Annotated in this window: 17 protein-coding genes; 10 read left to right on the top strand and 7 right to left on the bottom strand. The window is 70.9% G+C overall.

The features are described from left to right. Positions 1–66: 66 nt before the first annotated feature. Positions 67–1,908, bottom strand: a complete 1,842-nt coding sequence (gene lepA / locus ABT340_RS01090; RefSeq protein WP_352008595.1) for a translation elongation factor 4 — start codon at positions 1,906–1,908, stop codon at positions 67–69. 74 nt (positions 1,909–1,982) lie between these two features. Here lepA and ABT340_RS01085 point away from each other — a divergent pair, with 74 nt between their 5' ends. From ABT340_RS01085 to ABT340_RS01075, 3 genes are all read left to right on the top strand, one after another. Further along, positions 1,983–2,984 carry a glycoside hydrolase family 18 protein gene (locus tag ABT340_RS01085; RefSeq protein ID WP_352008594.1) on the top strand — a complete coding sequence of 334 codons (1,002 nt, stop codon included), beginning with the start codon at positions 1,983–1,985 and terminating at the stop codon, positions 2,982–2,984. A 233-nt stretch (positions 2,985–3,217) separates the two neighbouring features. Then, complete coding sequence (rpsT, locus tag ABT340_RS01080) at positions 3,218–3,490, top strand: 30S ribosomal protein S20 (RefSeq protein WP_352008593.1); 273 nt, start codon at positions 3,218–3,220, stop codon at positions 3,488–3,490. Between the two features lie 152 nt (positions 3,491–3,642). Next, positions 3,643–4,536: an EamA family transporter gene (locus tag ABT340_RS01075; RefSeq protein WP_352008592.1), complete on the top strand. Its 894-nt coding sequence runs from the start codon at positions 3,643–3,645 to the stop codon at positions 4,534–4,536. On the opposite strand, the gene holA is transcribed toward ABT340_RS01075, so the two are convergent. Beyond that, positions 4,533–5,504 (bottom strand): DNA polymerase III subunit delta, encoded by a 972-nt coding sequence (gene holA, locus ABT340_RS01070; RefSeq protein ID WP_352008591.1) that lies wholly within the window; start codon positions 5,502–5,504, stop codon positions 4,533–4,535. The two genes, ABT340_RS01075 and holA, sit on opposite strands and share 4 nt — an antisense overlap. Before the next feature lie 218 nt (positions 5,505–5,722). Between holA and ABT340_RS01065 the strand changes: the two genes are divergently transcribed. Next, on the top strand, positions 5,723–5,881 hold the full coding sequence (locus ABT340_RS01065; RefSeq protein ID WP_352008590.1) for a hypothetical protein: 159 nt from the start codon (positions 5,723–5,725) through the stop codon (positions 5,879–5,881). A 19-nt stretch (positions 5,882–5,900) separates the two neighbouring features. Here the strand turns inward: ABT340_RS01065 and ABT340_RS01060 are convergent, their stop codons facing one another. The 5 genes from ABT340_RS01060 to hutI form a co-directional block, all read right to left on the bottom strand. Then, on the bottom strand, positions 5,901–6,803 hold the full coding sequence (locus tag ABT340_RS01060; protein ID WP_352008589.1) for a phosphotransferase family protein: 903 nt from the start codon (positions 6,801–6,803) through the stop codon (positions 5,901–5,903). After that, a complete protein-coding gene (locus ABT340_RS01055; protein WP_352008588.1) occupies positions 6,800–7,228 on the bottom strand; it encodes a protein-tyrosine phosphatase family protein in 429 nt (142 codons plus the stop codon). The genes ABT340_RS01060 and ABT340_RS01055 overlap by 4 nt, the downstream gene beginning before the upstream one ends. Before the next feature lie 265 nt (positions 7,229–7,493). Continuing rightward, on the bottom strand, positions 7,494–9,896 hold the full coding sequence (locus tag ABT340_RS01050; protein ID WP_352008587.1) for a ComEC/Rec2 family competence protein: 2,403 nt from the start codon (positions 9,894–9,896) through the stop codon (positions 7,494–7,496). Then, on the bottom strand, positions 9,893–10,888 hold the full coding sequence (locus ABT340_RS01045; protein WP_352008586.1) for a helix-hairpin-helix domain-containing protein: 996 nt from the start codon (positions 10,886–10,888) through the stop codon (positions 9,893–9,895). The genes ABT340_RS01050 and ABT340_RS01045 overlap by 4 nt, the downstream gene beginning before the upstream one ends. 225 nt (positions 10,889–11,113) lie before the next feature. Further along, a complete protein-coding gene (hutI, locus tag ABT340_RS01040; RefSeq protein WP_352008585.1) occupies positions 11,114–12,322 on the bottom strand; it encodes an imidazolonepropionase in 1,209 nt (402 codons plus the stop codon). Positions 12,323–13,036: 714 nt separating this feature from the next. Here hutI and ABT340_RS01035 point away from each other — a divergent pair. From ABT340_RS01035 to ABT340_RS01010, 6 genes are read left to right on the top strand one after another with little or no spacing between them, the layout of a single operon-like run. Next, a complete protein-coding gene (locus ABT340_RS01035) occupies positions 13,037–13,897 on the top strand; it encodes an STAS domain-containing protein (protein ID WP_502992377.1) in 861 nt (286 codons plus the stop codon). Next, entirely contained in the window at positions 13,897–14,277 is a 381-nt protein-coding gene (locus ABT340_RS01030) for an STAS domain-containing protein (protein WP_352008583.1), read from the top strand. The genes ABT340_RS01035 and ABT340_RS01030 overlap by 1 nt, the downstream gene beginning before the upstream one ends. Beyond that, positions 14,274–14,675, top strand: a complete 402-nt coding sequence (locus ABT340_RS01025) for an anti-sigma regulatory factor (RefSeq protein WP_352008582.1) — start codon at positions 14,274–14,276, stop codon at positions 14,673–14,675. Before ABT340_RS01030 ends, ABT340_RS01025 begins: the two co-directional genes overlap by 4 nt. Beyond that, positions 14,663–15,673, top strand: coding sequence for an ATP-binding protein (locus tag ABT340_RS01020; protein WP_352008581.1), 1,011 nt, complete (start codon positions 14,663–14,665; stop codon positions 15,671–15,673). Before ABT340_RS01025 ends, ABT340_RS01020 begins: the two co-directional genes overlap by 13 nt. Continuing rightward, the gene (locus tag ABT340_RS01015; protein WP_352008580.1) at positions 15,670–17,370 is read left to right on the top strand and encodes an ATP-binding response regulator; all 1,701 of its coding nucleotides are present in this window, start codon (positions 15,670–15,672) and stop codon (positions 17,368–17,370) included. The genes ABT340_RS01020 and ABT340_RS01015 overlap by 4 nt, the downstream gene beginning before the upstream one ends. Then, positions 17,367–18,944 carry a SpoIIE family protein phosphatase gene (locus tag ABT340_RS01010; protein WP_352008579.1) on the top strand — a complete coding sequence of 526 codons (1,578 nt, stop codon included), beginning with the start codon at positions 17,367–17,369 and terminating at the stop codon, positions 18,942–18,944. Before ABT340_RS01015 ends, ABT340_RS01010 begins: the two co-directional genes overlap by 4 nt. Positions 18,945–18,982: the final 38 nt, after the last annotated feature.

Here is an 18,982-nt window from a genome sequence, read left to right as displayed (position 1 = left end):
CGGCCGCCCCGCCCGCACCACCCCGACGCCCCCGTCCGCGCTCCTCGCGGGCGGGGGCGTCGCATCTCACTTCTTCGGCTTGTCCGCCGAGGAGGACTCGGTGGACAGTGCGGCGACGAAGGCCTCCTGGGGGACCTCGACACGGCCGACCATCTTCATCCGCTTCTTGCCCTCCTTCTGCTTCTCCAGCAGCTTGCGCTTACGGGAGATGTCGCCGCCGTAGCACTTGGCGAGCACGTCCTTGCGGATGGCGCGGATGTTCTCCCTGGCGATGACCCGGGCGCCGATGGCGGCCTGGATCGGCACCTCGAACTGCTGCCTCGGGATGAGCTCGCGAAGCTTCTTGGCCATCTCGACGCCGTAGGAGTAGGCCTTGTCCTTGTGGACGATGGCGCTGAAGGCGTCGACCGCCTCGCCCTGGAGCAGGATGTCGACCTTGACCAGCTCGGACTCCTGCTCGCCGGAGGGCTCGTAGTCGAGCGAGGCGTAGCCGCGCGTGCGGGACTTGAGCTGGTCGAAGAAGTCGAAGATGATCTCGCCGAGCGGCATGGTGTAACGGATCTCGACCCGGTCCTCGGACAGGTAGTCCATGCCCTGCAGATTGCCTCTGCGGTTCTGGCACAGCTCCATGATGGCGCCGATGAACTCGGAGGGGACCAGCACGGTCGCCTTGACCATCGGCTCGAAGACCTTGTCCACCTTGCCCGTGGGGAACTCCGAGGGGTTGGTGACCGTGAACTCCTTGGCGTCCTCCATGATCACCCGGTAGATCACGTTGGGCGCGGTGGAGATGAGGGAGAGGTTGAACTCCCGCTCAAGGCGCTCTCTGACGATCTCCATGTGGAGCAGGCCGAGGAAGCCGCAGCGGAAGCCGAAGCCGAGCGCCGCCGAGGTCTCCGGCTCGTAGACCAGGGCCGCGTCGTTGAGCTGCAGCTTGTCCAGCGCCTCGCGGAGCTCGGGGTAGTCGTCGCCGTCGATCGGGTAGAGGCCGGAGAACACCATCGGCTTGGGGTGCTCGTAACCGCTGAGCGGCTTCGCGGCGGGCTGCGCGCCCGAGGTGACGGTGTCACCCACCCGCGACTGGCGCACGTCCTTCACGCCGGTGATCAGGTAGCCCACCTCACCGACGCCGAGGCCCTTGTCCGCGATCTTGGGCTCGGGGGAGATGACGCCGATCTCCAGGGTCTCGTGGGTGGCGCCGCTGGACATCATCAGGATGCGCTCACGCTTGCCCAGGTGGCCGTCCATGACCCGGACGTAGGTGACCACGCCGCGGTAGGTGTCGTAGACGGAGTCGAAGATCAGCGCGCGGGCGGGGGCGGCGGCCTCGCCGACCGGGGCGGGGACCCGCTCGACGACGTGGTCGAGCAGCTCCCTGACGCCGACGCCGGTCTTGCCGGACACCTTCAGGACGTCCTCGGGCTCACAGCCGATGAGGTGGGCGATCTCCGCGGCGTACTTCTCCGGCTGGGCGGCCGGGAGGTCGATCTTGTTGAGCACCGGGATGATCGTCATGTCGTTGTTCATGGCCAGGTAGAGGTTGGCCAGCGTCTGCGCCTCGATGCCCTGCGCGGCGTCGACCAGCAGGATCGCGCCCTCGCACGCCTGCAGGGAGCGGGAGACCTCGTAGGTGAAGTCGACGTGCCCGGGGGTGTCGATCATGTTGAGGACGTAGTCGGCGCCGTCGACCTGCCACGGCAGCCTGACCGCCTGCGACTTGATCGTGATGCCGCGCTCGCGCTCGATGTCCATCCGGTCGAGATACTGGGCGCGCATGGAGCGGTCGTCGACCACGCCGGTGATCTGCAACATGCGGTCGGCAAGCGTTGACTTGCCATGGTCGATGTGCGCGATGATGCAGAAGTTGCGGATCACCGCGGGATCGGTCTGGCCAGGCTGAATGCGCACCGGTGTCCGTTTCGACGGGATTGACGACGATCTACGGCTGGCATACCAGCCGTTCTCCATGGTGACATGTCCGGGTGATTACCCGGACCAGAGCACGACGCGGCCTGCGCCTTCTCGTGGCGGTCGCGGCCGTGCTCCTTGTGCTGCCCGGGGTGGCAGCGGCCACCCTCACGATCCAGTTTACCGGGACGCCCGCCCCGTGGGCGAAGAGCACGGGCCATGACGCCCTGTGGCTCGGTCACATGTGGGTGGACGGCCGCAAGGACGCCGCCGACGTCAAGGCCCTGGCCGTACGGCTGCGCGGCACCGGGATCAAGGACCTGTACGTCCATTCGGGCCCGTTCGGCCTCGACGGCGCGCTTTCCCCCGAGAAGTACTCCGGGGCCGCCGCCTTCCTCAAGGAGATCCACGCGCGGCTTCCCGGCGTCCGGGTCTCGGCGTGGCTGGGGCAGAAGGTGAACGGCCGCCTCAGCCTCGGCGACGCGGCCGCGCGCCAGCGGGTGCTCGACGGCGCCCGCGCGGTCATGGCCGTGGGCTACGACGGCGTGCACTACGACTTCGAACCGGTCGGGGACGGCGACGCCGGCTTCCTCGACCTGCTCGACCGGACCCGCCAGATCGTCGGCAAGGACCTGCTCTCCGTCTCGACGCCCCAGATCGAGCCGTTCCCGTTCACCCGGCCCGTCGCGCGTCTGGCCATCGGCCACGACAAGTACTGGTCCCCGGACTACTTCAGGGATGTGGCCTCCCGTACCGACCAGGTGGCCATCATGACCTACGACTCCTACTACCCCTCCACGATCCTCTACGGCGGCCACGTCGTACGGCAGGGCACCCTGGCGCTCGGCCTCGTGCCGGACGACAAGACGGTGCTGATCGGCGCACCCGCCTACCACGACCACGGCGTGGTCTGGGGGGACGCGGCGGAGAGCGTCGCGACGGCGGCCGAGGGCGCCAGACTGGCACTGACCTCGCACGGGACCCGCCGGGAGCTGTTCGGGCTGGCGCTCTACGTGGACTTCGCCGCCACACCCGAGGACTGGAAGGAGTATGAGGACTCCTGGTTCAACCCCTGACGCCACCGAAGCCCTCCTTCCAGACCGGCGGCCCCCTGACGGCTCTCCGACGACTCTCCGGCGGCGATGCGCGCACGCGGCCGGAGGCGGACACGGTAAGCTGGGTGAACACTCCTACGCCCAGGTTGTCGATTTGAGCGACCACCCGGGTGATTGGTAGCCTATTCAACTGCGTGTGGCGCGCCCTCTCTGCCCGCGCGCCCCACTCCGACGACATTCACCGAGGCTTCTTCGTGGCGAACATCAAGTCCCAGATCAAGCGCAACCGGCAGAACGAGAAGGCCCGGCTGCGTAACAAGGCTGTCAAGTCTTCCCTGAAGACGGCCGTCCGCAAGTTCCGCGAGGCCGCCGACCAGGGCAACGTCGACGAGGCCGTCGTGCTCATGCGCGCCGCTTCCCGCCAGCTGGACAAGGCCGCCAGCAAGGGCGTCATCCACAAGAACCAGGCTGCCAACCGCAAGTCGGCGATCGCCCAGCGCGCCGCCGCCCTCGCGGCCGCCAAGTAGTCCAGGGTTCTTCGGAACGCCGCGCCCTACGGGGCGCGGCGTTCTTGTTTTGTCCCCTTTGGGCGGCTCGGAGGGTCCGCGCGATCACATAGCTTGATGTCGATTAACTCAATACTAAGTTAATTGACGTCGAGGCTTCTGAAGGAGATTCCGTGCCCTCCCCCCGTGCCGCCCTGGTGGCCGTCACCGCACTCGCCCCGGCGGTCTGGGGCACGACCTACGTCGTGACCACCGTGCTGCTCCCTCCGGAGCGCCCGCTGTTCACCGCCCTGATGCGCGCGCTCCCCGCCGGGCTGCTCCTGGTGGCCGTGACACGCACGCTGCCCCGCGGCGACTGGTGGTGGCGAGCGGCGGTGCTCGGCGGGCTCAACATCGGCCTGTTCTTCCCGCTGCTGTTCCTGTCCGCCTACCGGCTGCCCGGCGGGGTCGCGGCCGTCCTCGGCTCCATCCAGCCGCTCATCGTCGCCGGGCTCACCCGCGCCGTGCTCCGCGAGACCGTCTCGCTCCACCGTGTCGCCGCCGCGATCGCGGCCACCGTGGGCGTCTCCCTCGTGGTGCTGAGGGCCAACGCCGCCCTCGACGTCACGGGAGTCGCCGCGGGTCTGCTCGGCGCGACCGGCATGGCCGCCGGGGTCGTCCTCACCCGTGCGTGGGGCAAACCACCCGGCGTCGGAGACCTGGCCCTCACCGGCTGGCAGCTCACCGCGGGCGGCCTCATGATCGCCCCGGTCGCCTTCGCCGTCGAGGGGCCGCCTCCCACGCTGGACGGCGCCGCCGTCGCCGGCTACGCCTGGCTGGGCCTCGTCGGTACGGCCGCCGCCTACAGTCTGTGGTTTCGCGGGGTCGGCCGTCTGGCGCCCCCGCAGGTCTCCCTGCTGGGCACCCTCAGCCCGCTCACCGCCGCCCTGGCCGGTTGGATCGTCTTGAACCAGTCGTTGAGCCCGCTCCAGCTGACCGGTTTCTTCCTGGCGCTGGCCGCGACGGTCGCGGGCCAGCTCCCGGCGTTCCGCCGCGCCCGCCTCTCCTCGACCCCCGACGCGGGCTAACGGCCGGTACGGCTGGCGACGACGATCTGCACCATGTGCTCAAGCGCGTAGGCGGGATCGGCGCCGCCACCCTTGACCTGTTCGTCGGCCGTCGCGGTCGCCTGAAGGGCGCGGGCGATCCCCTCAGGACCCCAGCCGTTCAGCTGCCGCTGTACCCGGTCGACCTTCCAGGGAGGCATGCCGAGGTGACTGGCGAGCTGCCCGCCACGCATGTTGCGCGGCGCCCCGCCGACCTTCGCCAGCGAACGCAGGCCTCCGGCGAGCGCGCTCACCAGCAGAACGGGCGCCGTGCCGGTGGCCAGCGCCCAGCGCAACTGCTCAAGGGCGTCACCCAGTCGCCCCTCGACGGCGGAGTCCGCGACGGTGAATCCGCTGACCTCGGCCCGCCCCCGGTGGTAGCGGGCGACGGCCGCCTCGTCGATGGTCTTGCCCGGCGTGTCGAAGGCGAGTTGGTTGCAGGCTGCGGCGAGTTCCCGCAGATCGTTCCCCACCGCGTCGAGCAGCGCGGCCGCCGCGTCACCGCCGATGGTGCGCCCCGCCCGCCTCAGCTCCGCCTTGACGAAGGCGAGCCGTTCCGCCGGCTTGGTGACCTTGGCCACGGTGACCATGTGGGCACCGGCCTTCTTGACGCCGTCGACCAGTGCCTTGCCCTTGACCCCGCCGGGGTGGACCAGGACCAGCACGGTGTCCTCAGACGGGTTCGCGGTGTAGGAGACGATCTCCGCGATCACCTCCTTGACGAGGTCCTGCGCGGAGCGGATCACCACCACCGACCTGTCACCGAACAGTGACGGCGAGGTCAGCTGGGTCAGCTCCCCCGGCTGTACCTTCCCGCCGACCAGGTCGTGGACCTCGGCCCCCGCGTCGGACGCCCGCGCCGCGGCGACCACCTCGCCGACCGCGCGGTCCGCGAGGAGTTCCTCGTCTCCGACTACCAGGGTCACCGGTGCTGGGTTGGTCGCCGCCATGTCCAGCAGCATGCCACGTGCGGCCAGTCGATTGACGCGCTCCCCGGCATGAGTGCCGGAGATTCGGCCTGTGCCACGTGTGCGGCGTCTCCTCGGCCCCGCTCCGGCGACCCGCGCCGCCCGAGGCGAACAAACCCGAGTATCGATCGACAAGCGATTCGCAACCGATCCGCAGGCGGCGTGCGGCACACTCCAGGTGAACAGAGGAGAGATTCCCAATGAATTCCACCGTCAGCCGTCACACCTGTCCGCACTGCGGCACGGCCCTCGACGAGGGGCCGATCATGTATCGCTGCTCCCCCTGCGGCCGTTCCCTCTACGCCGCCGACATCGACACCGAGTTCCACCGTCCCCTTGAGACCGCGGTCCCGGTCTGACCCGGAGACCCCGGCGGACTCAACGGTAGGCGGACAGGCCGTCCGCCAGTTCTTCCTCGTCCTCGTCCCGGAAGGCGGACAGGGCCTGCTGCAGGGCGAAGGTCCGGCCGATCACGGTGACACGGGCCGCCGTGTCACCGGACCAGCCACCGAGGGCGAACACCCGTCTCAGGAAGGCCCCGCCGTGACCGGCGCCGATCGCCGCCAGGTCCTCGGCCTGGTCTCCGATCGTGACCTCGTCCCAGTCGACCACCCCGCCGAGCCGGGGCCGTCCATCGACGATCTCCCACAGGACGTTCTCCACACCGAGGTCGCCGTGCACCAGCGCGTCGGTGAGATGCGGAAGGTCGTCGAGGGCCACGAGTTCCCGGTCGGCCCGCCGCCGCCCGTCCTGCGACATGAGCCCGAACAGCTCACTCCTGACATCCTGTGCGAAACACCGCCAGCGGTCCCGGGGCGCCGTCAGGGCGGCCCGCGCCCTCTCGTCCGAACCCGCCCCGGCCAGTGAGGCCAGCAGCGTGACGTACCGTGCCGCCACGGCCTCGGCCACGGCTGGGTCCTTGAGCGTGTCCACCTCGAGCGGAGCCCCGGGAACACGGCTGAGGACGAGAAAAGGCCATCCGTCCACGTCTCCGGTGCCGTATCCGAGAAGCGCGTCCCCGGGGGCCGATCGCCCGTCCGTGTCCCGGGTGCCGTGTTCGAACAGAGGTGAGGGCGTGGCGAACCCGAGGTCGAGTTCCGCGAGCAGCCGCAGCACCTCCACGCGCCGGGGCAGCCGGGAGGCCGCCGCCCTGGTGCGCGGCAGGCACACGACCCGGTCCGCGCCGACGATCACCCGGTGGAACTGCCCTTCGTGGACGACAAGGTCCTCAGGCGCGTCCGGTAGCGGCCAGGCCGGAAGACCGTCGTTCGCCGTCGTCATGGAAATCGGGCCACGTAGCGGCGTTGCCAGGGCGTCTCGACGGCCCCTGCGGCGTAGTGCTCACGAACGTAGGCGACCGCCTCCGCGGCCGGAACCCCGTCCAGCACCGCGACACAGGCCAGAGCCGTGCCCGTACGGCCACGCCCACCGCCGCAGGCGACCTCGACCCGCTCGCTTCCGGCACGCTCCCAGACCTCACGCAGCGCCTCGACGGCCTCCGTCCGGTCGGACGGAAGCCAGAAGTCGGGCCAGCGGAGCCAGCGGTGCTCCCAGCTGACGACGGGAGGCCGTCGTCCCAGAAGGTAGAGCGCGAAGACGGGTCTTTCCCCTTCGGGAAGCGGGTACCGAAGGCCCCGGCCCCGGACGAGCCGCCCCGACGGCAGCCTCATCACCCCCGGTGCTGTGGCGTCCCATGTTTTGATCATGAAGCAAAGCCTAACTCTCCGCCGGGCACGTCGATCGGCGTCCACAGACACCGAGAGCACTCAGGCCGCCCAAGACGCCGGGCCGCCCGACGGCGTCCGAGTCACCCGACGGCGTCCGAGTCACCCGACGGCGTCCAGGCCGTCCCAGGGCGGCCGAGGCCTCGGGGAACGTCCCAGAGCACCGGGATTCCTCGAAGACGTCGGCATCCGCCCGAAGGCGCCCGGCTCCTCCGGGAGTATCCGGGCCGAAGGTCGTCCAGAGACGTCACCTCTCTCTGACGACGGCCAGCCCCGCCTCCCGTGCGACCACGGTCAGCGTGCCTGACAGGTCCGTCCGATAGACCCGCATACCGAGCGCCAGCAGCCCGGTGACGGTGGAGGGAGCCGGGTGGCCGTAGTCGTTGCCCGCACCCACGCTGATCAGTGCCGCGCGAGCACCGGTGGCCGCGAGAAAGCCGGGGTCATATCTCGCCGAACCATGGTGGGGGACCTTGAGGATGTCAGCCCGCGGCAGACCTCTCCTGAGCAGCTCGGCCTGCGCCTCGGTCTCGACGTCCCCGCTGAGCAACGCGGTACCGGCCGCCCAGCGCACGTGCAGCACGACGCTGGCGTTGTTTATGGTCGTGCCCTCCCCTCCCCCTGGCGGGGACGTCCCGTCCCACGGTGCGAGGACCGTGAGCTCCGAGGGGCCGAAGCGCCACCGCGTCCCCGGCTGCGCCGTCCACTCGGCGACTCCCCGGCGGGTCAGGTCCGCGCTCAGCCGGACGCTCTCGCGCTCGGCCACATCGCGCGGGGTGACCACGACCGCTCCGACCGGCCGGCCGCGGAAGACCCCGTCCAGGCCGCCCACGTGGTCGAAGTGCGGGTGGGTGAGGACGACGAGCGGGACCTGCCTGACCCCCATGGACCTCAGGCAGCGGTCCATCCGCACGGGATCCGGCCCCGTGTCGACCACCACGGCGCGACCGGGACCCGCGGCGACCAGCAGCGCGTCACCCTGGCCCACATCGCACGCGACCAGCAGCCAGCCTCCGGAGGAACGACGGGTCACGACCGATCCGGCCACGACGACGGCGAGGAGCACCCCGACGGCCACCGCGGCGACCACCCGGCGTGACCACCGGCGCCGCAGCGCCAGCACGGCGAGCGGCGCGGCCACCAGCAGCGCGGCCAGTCCGGCGAGGCCACCGGGCCATGGGAACACCGCCAGGGGAAGGCCCGCCGCGCGTTCCGCCACACCGACGATCCACCCGGTGGCCAGACCCGCGGGACGGGCCAGTAACCGCGCGGCGCCCATGTGCAGCGGCGCGGTCAGCGAGGCGGCGAACCCGAGCAGCGTCGCGGGTGCCACGGCGGGCCCCGCGAGCAGGTTCGCGGGGACGGCGACCGGGGCGATCTGCCCTGACATCAGGACCAGCACCGGGGTGACCGCCACCTGTGCCGCCGCGGGCACGGCGACCGCCTCCGCGGCCCAGCGGGGCAGTCGCCCGGCGAGCCGGTCCCGCCAGCGCGGCGCGAGCACCAGGATGCCGCCGGTCGCGAAGACCGACAGGGCGAAGCCGTAGGAGCGCGCGAGGCCGGGGTCGAAGAGGATCAGCCCCAGAACGGTCACCGACAGGGCCGCGAAGCCGTCGCGTGCGCGGCCCGTGCCGAGCGCCAGGGCGGTGACGCCGCCCATGAGCAGCGCACGGAGCACACTGGGCGAAGGACGGGCGACGACGGCGAAGAAGACCATGGCGAGAACGGCGAGCGCCGCCCTGAGCGGAAGACGCAGGCCCATGATCCTGGCCAGCGCGACGGCCGCCCCGGCCACGACTGCGAGGTTGGCCCCGGACACGGCCGTCAGATGGCTGAGACCGGCCTGCTTGAAGTCGGCCTTCACCTGTTCGTCCATCTGGGACATGTCCCCGACGACCAGTGCGGGCAGCAGGCCGCGCTGGCCCTGAGGAAGCACCGCGGAGGCCTCACGCAACCCCGCACGGAGCGCTCCGGCGACGCGCTGGACCCACGACGGCCCGCTCAGCACCCGGGGCGGCCCCCGCACCAGCACCACCGCGGCGAGCAGTTCTCCGGGCTCCGCGGGCCCGAACCGCCCTTGTACGGCTACGCGCTGGCTGGGCAACAGGGAACGCCACTCCTCTCCCGTGGCCAGCAAGATCACCGAGGCCCGCAGCCTCACCGCACCTCCCGGTTCTCCCGCCGTGCCGGACGTCTGCCTGACCACCTCGACGCGTGCGGGCACCACGAAGCCGCTCCTGCGGGAGAGGCCGCCACGCTGGGCGCGTTCCCGGGGGTCGTCCGTCACCACCGCCTCGAACGTCGCCGAGACCCGCCGCCGGGCCAGCTCGGCCACCGGCCCCGTATCGGCCGCGTGCACGTGGAAGGCGACCACACCGGCTGCTGCCGCCACGCACACCAGCACGGCGAGTGCCACCCCACGCCAGGCCGTACGACCCCGGGCGCGGATCGCCACCGCCGTCAGGAGCGCGCCACCGAGGGCGGTCAGAGCCGCGCAGGCCCCGATGGACGCGGGGCAGCCCACGAGCACGAGAGCGGCCATCCACGAGGCGAGGGCGGGCAGGACCAGATGCAGGGTGTGCGCCCGCGCAGGTGTGTCCTGGCCTGTGTCCTGGCCGGGGTTCGCGGCCTGCCCGGTCAACCAGGTCATACGTGGACCCTGTCCTTCAGGTCGGCGTACTTCCGATCGCCGATGCCGCTGATCTCGCGTAGTTGCTCGATCCCCCGGAAACCCCCGTGGCCGTCGCGGTACTCGACGATGCGCTGGGCCAGCACCTCACCGACCCCGGGTAGCTGTTCCAGTTGCTGCGGGGTCGCGGAGTTGAGGTCGAGGACGACGGCCGCCGGGTCGGCGGGGACGGGCGTGATCGCGCCGACGGCCCCCGGAGCCCTGGGCGCTCCGACGACGATCTGCTCTCCGTCGACCAGCCTGCGCGCGAGGTTGAGGGAGCCCGAGGAAGCGCCTCCGCGCACACCTCCCACAGCCCGGAGCGCGTCGGTGACGCGGGAGCCGCCGGGCAGGGTGACCACTCCGGGGCGACGGACCTTGCCGGTGACATGAACGGTGACCTCGGGGACCCCCGGAGGGCCGGTCGCGGCCCGGACCGCCGTCGTGAGCGGTGCGGAGGGCGGACGGGACACCGTTTCCTGGGAGGCCGGGGACGGACCGGCGATCGGTGCGGGCGGCGCGAGGGGCTCAGACTCCGGCCGGGACAGCCACAGGTGGACGCCCGCGACCGCGGCGGCGACGATCGCGACGAGCACGAGGGCTCGCAGCCCGGAACGGCTGAGCCCGAGCACCGGCCCCTGGGCTGCGACGGCCGTACGGAGGGCCTCGAAGGAGGGCGGGAACGGCGGCACCGGGGCCGACCGCAACCAGCTCGCAGGACCGCCTCCGCCCCTGGGACCGCCGTCCGGAGCGGCTTCGCCGTCTCCGCCCGCGGAAGGCGGGTCGTCCCCGAAGGCCACCCCGGCGTATGACGGCCCCGTCCCGCCCCCGGCTTCGGGGAACAGGGCCTCACGGCCCCCGGGACGCCCCGCAAGCGAGGGGAAGGTGGCCGGTTCGCGAGGGCCCGAGACCGTCAGAAGCCGTAGCCGTGCCCCGGCCGTGAACCGCTCGGTGGCCTGATCTGTTGTCCGCACGCCCAGGACGGTACGGCGACGCCGTGGCCCCTCCGGCCACCGAACGCGGTTCTGGGGAAAACCCCACGTCTCACGAACCGCCTGTGGAAAACCCTTGAGTCGCGTGACGCCGTCCCCCGTGGGGGTCTACGGGGCGGAGCACGGGAAACACGCCCCATGGGAAGAGGCGCGGGAGGTCACCGGTGACCCCGGCCACCCGGCAGGTGCCGGGGACCGGGGGAAGACCTACTGGACGGGGGTGCCGCCGCGCCAGACCCGGCGCGGCTTGAGGCCGAACGCCCAGGCGAAGGCACCCTCGTGGTCGGCGTCCCACTGGACGATGTCGGCCAGTCTGCCGGGGGCGAGGACGCCGCGGTCGGGGACGCCGAGCACGGTCGCGCCACCGAGCGTCGCCGCGCGCAGCGCGTCGTTGACGCTCATCCCGAAGGCCGCCACCGCGAGACTGATGACCAGGGCCATCGAGGTGATCCCACAGTGCCCCGGGTTGTGGTCGCTGCCGAGCGCGACGGTGACGCCCTGGGCGAGCATGCGCCTGACCGGCGGCAGGCTGCCGCGCTGGAGCGCGGTTCCCGGGCAGACCACGGCGGGGACACCGTAGCGGGACAGGATCGAGATGTCCTCGTCGGAGGTGTGGTGCAGCAGGTCGGCCGAGGCGCAGCCGAGTTCGGCGGCGAGCTGGACCGCGCCGCGACGGCTGTAGGCCCCGGCGTGCACGCGCGGCAGCAGACCGACGTTGCGGCCGGACGCCAGGACCCAGCGGGCCTCGTCGGTGGTGAAGTGCCCCTCGTCGCAGTAGACGTCGACGCTGTCGGCACCGGCCGCCGCCGCGTCGGCGCACCAGGCGCCCACCGCTTCGACGTAGTCACGCTGACGGCCGAAGTACTCCGGCGGGACGACGTGCGCGGCGAGGAAGGTGACGTGCACGCGCGGCATCATCGGTTCCTTCTCAAGCTCGCGCAGCAGCCGCACGTCGGCGAGCTCGCCGTCGCGGGTGAGGTGGTAACCGGTCTTGGCCTCGACGGTCGTGGTGCCGGCGAGCAGCCACTCGCGCAGGCGTTCGCGGACGCCGTTGCACAGGGTCCAGGGGTCGGTGCCGCGGGTCACCGTGACGGTCGAGCCGATGCCGCCGCCGGCCGCGGTGATCGCCGAGGAGCTGGAGCCGCCGGAGCGCATGGCCATCTCGGCGTAGCGGTTGCCCGCGTACACCGGGTGGGTGTGGGCGTCGATCAAGCCGGGTGTGACCAGCGCACCGCCAAGGTTCTCGACGTGGTCGACGTCGACGATGTCGTCGACCACCCCGGGAACGCTCTGTGGCAGGTCCGCGGCTCGCCCGACCCAGGCGATCCGGTCGTTGTGCACCAGGATCGCGGCATTGCTGCACACATCGTTACCGGTCCAGAGCCGGCCGATGTTGGTCAGAAGGCGGACCGTCATCGCATCACAGCCTTGCACGCAGGGAAGGACATCGGGAGGGACGCCGTTTCCGGAGACGGCAAACCGGCCTGGCGGACGCGGAGCGTCATGCCTGCTGGGTTCGCTGTGAGTCCGGACGACATCGGGGGTCTCCTGCTCTCATCCGCATATCGTTGTGCGGCGACAGTATCGCCGAGATCATGATCAGGCGATTTCAGTTCAGTTACGTTATTTCACAAGTGAGCTCGCTGTACAGGCTAATTGGGAAGAACCACCGCTTCACCGTGGCCACACCCGAACCACCGGCTGCACGGCCCCGTGCGACCTGAACGCATCTGCGCAGCTCAAGCCACTTCTCATCCATCCGTAACAGCGGTCACCGAGGCAACTTGCACCCCAGCTCTCCGCTGGATTTGCCTTATGGTAGCAATCCAAACCTTGCCCGACCACTGTCGCTTTTGGGGCTTTTGTACGATTTTCAGAGACCAATAGTGCATCCCACAAAGCCCCATCAAGGCAAGCTTTTCCATTGAAATAGGACAAGCCATCTATCTAGGCTGTTGGAACCAGGTCTCGGTATCACACCTCTCGAACGTCCGCGAGTCACGCACCGGCGCGAAGCCCCTCGCCGGACCGGCGGACCATGCCGGGGGAACCTCTGCCCGGCTTCCAAAACGGACATGCCATGTAGCCTTTCGTGCGAGCCGTCTGTCAGCCGTACGCATGGGAGTCATCTTGTCCGTCTCCGCAGACGCCGGTCGGCGTCGCATAGAACAGCTGCTGCAGGACAACGAGGAGGACGTCCTCCGGCGCTGGCAGGAAATAGCGGGTTCCTCCTCGGCGGGCAACGTGGACCGTGCCGCCCTGAGGGGACAGCTGCACGAGTTGCTCCAGGCGCTACGGCGGTCACTCGGTGAGGAGGGCGGCTCCAGCGACCTGCACGGCCTGCTCGCCGAGCTGTCCCGCAGCCGCGCCCGCCAGGGCTTCACGCCCTCGGAGACCGCCGTCGTGGTGTTCGGCCTGAAGGAGGCGGTCTACGAGAGCGTGGAGACGGACGGTTCCCCCGAGGCCCTGCGGGGGTTCATCTGGTTCTCCCGGCTCATCGACGACCTGGGGTTGTTCACCATAGAGAACTACGCCGCCGCCAGGGAGAAGGTGATCGTCGACCAGGCGGAGCAGCTCCTCGAACTGTCCACCCCGGTGGTCAAGCTCTGGGAGGGCATCGTCGCGGTGCCGCTGGTCGGCACGCTCGACTCGGCCAGGACCCAGGTGGTGATGGAGAAGCTGCTGCAGACGCTGGTCGACACCGGCTCCGAACACGCCGTCATCGACATCACCGGTGTGCCCGCGGTGGACACCCAGGTCGCCCAGCACCTCCTCAAGACCGTGGTCGCGGCGCGGTTGATGGGCGCGGAGTGTGTGATCTCCGGCATCCGCCCACAGATCGCCCACACCATCGTCACCCTGGGCATCGAGTTCGGTGACATCGTGACCAAGGCCTCCCTCGCCGACGCCCTGGCGCACGCGCTGCGGCGCAGTGGCGTGGAGTTCGCCAGCAGGAAGACCCGCGTCGCCGTACGGACCGAGGAGGGATGATGGACCGCGTCCCCATCCTCAAGCTCGGAGACATCCTGATCGTCTCCATCCAGATCGACCTGCAGGACCAGGGCGTCCTGGCCCTGCAGGAGGACCTGGCCGACAAGGTCGTCGCGACGGGGGCCCGAGGAGTGATCATCGACATCACCGCCGTCGAGATCGTCGACTCGTTCATCGGGCGCATGCTGGCGACCATCGCGGCGATCTCCCGCATGCTCGACGCCGAGACGGTGGTCGTCGGGATGCGTCCCGCGGTGGCGATCACCCTCGTGGAGCTCGGGCTCTCCCTCGGTGGCGTGCGCACCGCACTGAACCTTGAGAAGGGTGTCGCACTGCTGAACCATCTCGAAGGCGCCCAGATCGCCACGGCCGCCCGGTGACCACCCCCGCAGAGCTGCCCGTCAACGGCAACAGCGACGTCGTCCTGGTACGCCAGCACGTCAGGACCGTGGCCGTGGACGTGGGGTTGTCCCTCGTCGACCAGACCAAGGTCGTGACCGCGGCCAGCGAGCTGGCCCGCAACGCGCTGGTCTACGCGGGCGGCGGCCGGGTCCGCGTCGAGATCGTGCACAACGGTCTGCGTAAGGGGCTGCGCCTGACCTTCAGCGACGAGGGGCCCGGCATTCCGGACATCGAGCAGGCCCTCACCGACGGATGGACCACCGGCGGCGGCCTCGGGCTCGGGCTCAGCGGCTCCCGCAGGCTGGTCGACGAGTTCGACCTGAAGTCGGCTCCAGGAGAGGGCACGCTCATCACGGTGACGAAATGGGCGAGGTGATCGTCTCCCAGGACGACGTGTGGGCCAGGGCCGAGGACGCCAGCGCCATCGGTTCCCTGCGCCGCGCCGCGGTCGTGCTCGCCGAGAACCGGGGGTTCGACGAGGAGGACACCGGACGGGTCGCCGTGGCCGTGAGCGAGGCGGCCTCCAACCTGGTCAAGCACGCGGTCGAGGGCACCATGCTGATCCGTCCCCACCCCGAGCTCGGCTCGGCGGTCGAGGTCGTCGCCGTGGACCGGGGGCCGGGGATGCGCGACGTCGCCCGCGCCCTGCGCGACGGCTACTCGACGGCGGGAACCCTCGGCATCGGCATGGGCGGCATCGCGCGGATGGCCACCGGCTACGAGGTTCACTCGGTACCGGGACGGGGCACTGTGCTCGGCATGTACTTCACCGCACGTCAGAGCCCCAAGCCTGCCTGCCGGGTCAGCGGCGTGACGCGCCCGATCGGCGAGGAGAGCGTCTGCGGTGACGCGTTCGCGGCCTCGGACTCGGGCACCTCGGTGACCGTGATGCTCTGCGACGGCCTCGGCCACGGCCCCGCCGCCGCCCACGCCTCGCGGAAGGCCGTACGGCTGTTCACGGAACACGCCGCCCTGGCGCCCGGGGACATCCTGGAACGCCTCCACCGGGGGCTCGGCCAGACCAGGGGCGGCGCCGTCGCCGTCGCCCGCGTCGACCGGGTCACGGGCACGGTCGGCTTCGCGGGCCTGGGCAACGTCTCCGCCTGGATCGCGGGTCACGACGGCAGGCAGGGCATGATCTCGGTGCCGGGGATCGCGGGCCACCAGGCCAGGACCCTGCGCCAGTACGAGTACACCGCGCCGCCGCACAGCGTGGTCGTGCTCCACTCGGACGGCCTGTCCGACCGCTGGGACATCTCCGCCTACCCGGGGCTCGCCACCCGGGCCCCCTCGGTGGTCGCCGCCACGCTGCTGAGGGACGCGGGCACGCGCAGGGACGACGCCTGCGTGGTGGCCGTGAGGCCCGCTCTGTGAACCGCGGGGGCTCGGTACCCGACGGCGAGGAGCTGATCAGCGTCCCCGTCCGCGACGAGCGGGACGTGTTCGCCATGCGCAAGCTCGGCCGCGACGTCGCCGAGGCCGTGGGCCTTGAGACCCAGGACCAGATCCGCATGGCCACGGCGCTGAGTGAGATCGGCCGCGAGGTGCTGGGCGAGACGACGGAGACGTTCGCCACCTTCCTTCTGGGGCAGGACAGCCTGGTCGTCAGGATCGGCCTGCCCGAGCAGGCCGCCGTCCAGACGGCGGACGGTGTGGCGCTGGCGGGGCGTCTCGTCGACGCGATCGAGCTGAGTCCCGCCAGGGGAACGATAAGCATGCTCAAACGGCTTCCTCCGGGCCGGCCGAGGCCGTCGGTCGAGGAGATACGCGCCAGGCTCGCGAAGCTGACCCCCACGACCGCCCTGGACGAGCTGCGCCAGCAGAACCACGAGCTGGCCGCGACCCTGGAGGAGGTCATCCAGCTCAACGCCGAGCTGCAGGAGACCAACCAGGGTGTGCTCGCGCTGTACAACCAGCTCTCCGAGGAGCTTGAGGAGACCAACCGCGGCGTCGTCGCGCTCTACGCCGAGCTGGATGAGAAGTCCGCCCAGCTCAGGGAGGCGAGCGCCGCCAAGGACCGGTTCTGGGCCACGGTCAGCCACGAACTGCGCACCCCGCTCAACTCGATCATCGGCCTGGTGCGGCTCCTGGTAGGCCCCGGCGGGGAGCCACTGGCCGACGAGCAGCTCCACCAGATCCAGCTCATCGGCTCCTCGGCGGAGACGCTCCTCAACCTGGTGAGCGAGCTGCTCGACATGGCCAAGGCGCAGGCGGGACGGCTGGACCCGCAACCGTCCCAGGTGGACCTGGTCGCCCTGGCCGAACGGCTGCGCATGTCACTGCGCCCGACCGGCGGCAACCGGGTGCGCCTGACGACGCGGATCGCGCACGACGCGCGGGAGATGCTCGTCGACGAGACGATGCTCACCCGGGTGCTGCGCAACCTGCTGTCCAACGCGCTGAAGTTCACCGAGGAGGGCGAGGTCACGCTCGATGTGAGCTTCGACGCCGCGACCCACGAGGTCGTCCTGCTGGTCACCGACACCGGGATCGGCGTTCCCGAGGAGCACCAGGAGCGTGTCTTCGAGGAGTTCTACCAGGTGCCGGGGCCGATCCAGGTCAGGACGAAGGGCACCGGGCTCGGCCTGCCGTACGCCCGCAGGCTGGTCGAGGCGATGGGCGGCACGCTCAGGCTGTCCAGTGTGGCGGGTGCGGGGACGACGGTCACGCTCAGACTGCCCAGCCGCGACGACGCAATGCCCTCCGTCGGGCGGGTGCTCGTCGCCGACGACGACGCGGAGTTCCGCGCGACCGTACGGCGGATGCTCTCCGGGGTCGCCGCGCACGTCGACGAGGCCGCCGACGGCCTGGTGGCGTTGGAGACGATGGCGGCGAACCCGCCGGACATCGCCCTGGTCGACCTCCTCATGCCCAGGCTGGACGGCGGGGCCCTGCTGCAGCGGATGGCGCGGGACGAGCGGCTGCGGCGGGTGCCGGTCGTCGTGGTCACCGCGGCGGGCTCGCACCAGTACCCGCAGGAGGCGAGCGCGGTCGTCCCCAAGCAGGGTCTGCGCAGGGACAGCCTGCTCGCGGCCCTGCGCCGCGCCCTGGAGCAGGCGGAGGCACGGTGAACCAGGCGCAGGCGAGGGTGCTCGTCGTCGACGACACCCCGACCAAGCTGTACATCCTGTCGAGCTGGCTGCGGCGCGCGGGACACGAGGTACTGCAGGCGACGGGCGGCGTCGAGGCGCTCGCCAAGGTCAGGGAGCTTCGGCCCGACCTGGTCGTCCTCGACGTACGGCTGCCCGACATCAGCGGGCACGAGGTGTGCGAGCAGATCAAGGCCGATCCGGTGACCGCCTCGATCCCGGTCGTCCAGATCTCCGGGGCGGCGATCACCCCGGCCGACCGGGCGCACGGGCTCGAACGGGGGGCGGACGCCTATCTGGCCGAACCGGTCGAACCCGACGAGTTCGCCGCGACGGTCGAGGCGACGCTGCGCTACTACCGGGCCAGGCAGCGGGCCGAGCGGATCGCCGAACGGCTGGCCGCGCTCACCGAGGTCACCCTCGCGATGAACTCGGCGGACACCTTCGACGAACTCCTCGTCACGGCCGTCGAGGGCACCTCAAGGATCCTCGGCAGGCAGGCGGGCGCTCTGGCGTTGCCGCCCGACGGGCGCGTCCGCAGATACACCGCGCTGCCTCCTGGCAGCGCCGTCTCCCGGAACGTGACCGCGACGACCCTGCCCGCGCTGGACGCCATGTCGCTGGGCAACGCGGCGGGAACCCGGGTCTTCACCGTCCTGGCGAGCGACTGGCTGCGGCTGATCCCCGACGCGGACCTCAAGGGCGACGTGCGGGGGGTGCTCTGCCGTACGAAGGGGGGCAGGCCGCCGGTCTTCCTCGGCGTCGAGGCGACGCCGGAGCTGGGCCAGGACGAGTCGAACGTCCTGCGGCAGCTCGGCCAGGCGCTGGCCCTGGCGCTCGACGCGCTGCGCGCCTACGCCGAGGAGCACGCGATAGCCCTCACCCTGCAGCGCAGCCTGCTGCCCGCCAGGATTCCCGAGGTTCCCGGTCTGGAGATCAGCTGGCGTTACCAGCCCGCGGTGGACAACGTGGAGGTCGGCGGCGACTTCTACGAGGTCCTGCGGCTCGGTGAACGCGTGCTCATCGCGATCGGGGACGTCCAGGGGCACTCCCTGCTGGCCGCGACGGTCATGGCGGAGCTGCGTCACGCGCTGCGGGCCTCGCTCATCGGCACCGTCGACCTGGGCGCGTCCATGGGACTGCTCAACGACGTGCTACGGCGTTATCACCCGGGCATGACCGCGACCGTGTGCCTGACGCTGATCGACCCGGCGACCGGGTGCATGGAGGTCGCCAACGCGGGCCACATCCCCCCGTTGCTCATCGGTGACGGCCGGGCCCGCTACGACCGCCTGGGCAATCTCCTGCTCGGCGTGGCCGAGGAGACCTACCGGGTCGACCGGCTGGTCGTTCCCGAGGGCGGGGCGGTGCTGATGTTCACCGACGGCCTGGTCGAGGACCGCGACAAGCTCCTCGACGAGAGCCTGGAGATCGTACGGCAGCTGGCGGACACGGTCGAGGACGACCTCGAACTGTTCTGCGAACGGCTGATCAGGCGGTTCGGCGCCCGGGAGGACGACGTGGCGCTGGTGGTCTTCCGGCGCGGCACGGAGTGAGAGAGCCCCGCCCCGCCGGGAAACGGCGGGACGGGGCT

The organism is Streptosporangium sp. NPDC000239, from assembly GCF_040300765.1.
Classification (GTDB): domain Bacteria; phylum Actinomycetota; class Actinomycetes; order Streptosporangiales; family Streptosporangiaceae; genus Streptosporangium.
The sequence above is the reverse complement of the archived record's forward strand: the minus strand, read 5'-3'. Positions and strand labels throughout refer to the sequence as shown.

Excerpts from the sequence above, each read along its gene's own strand:
- ABT340_RS01060 (WP_352008589.1), bottom strand. The coding sequence starts at position 6,803 with ATGACGACGGCGAACGACGGTCTTCCGGCCTGGCCGCTACCGGACGCG.
- ABT340_RS01030 (WP_352008583.1), top strand. The coding sequence starts at position 13,897 with ATGGACCGCGTCCCCATCCTCAAGCTCGGAGACATCCTGATCGTCTCC.
- ABT340_RS01065 (WP_352008590.1), top strand. The coding sequence starts at position 5,723 with ATGAATTCCACCGTCAGCCGTCACACCTGTCCGCACTGCGGCACGGCC.
- ABT340_RS01020 (WP_352008581.1), top strand. The coding sequence starts at position 14,663 with ATGGGCGAGGTGATCGTCTCCCAGGACGACGTGTGGGCCAGGGCCGAG.
- hutI (WP_352008585.1), bottom strand. The coding sequence starts at position 12,322 with ATGACGGTCCGCCTTCTGACCAACATCGGCCGGCTCTGGACCGGTAAC.
- holA (WP_352008591.1), bottom strand. The coding sequence starts at position 5,504 with ATGGCGGCGACCAACCCAGCACCGGTGACCCTGGTAGTCGGAGACGAG.
- ABT340_RS01050 (WP_352008587.1), bottom strand. The coding sequence starts at position 9,896 with ATGACCTGGTTGACCGGGCAGGCCGCGAACCCCGGCCAGGACACAGGC.
- ABT340_RS01055 (WP_352008588.1), bottom strand. The coding sequence starts at position 7,228 with ATGATCAAAACATGGGACGCCACAGCACCGGGGGTGATGAGGCTGCCG.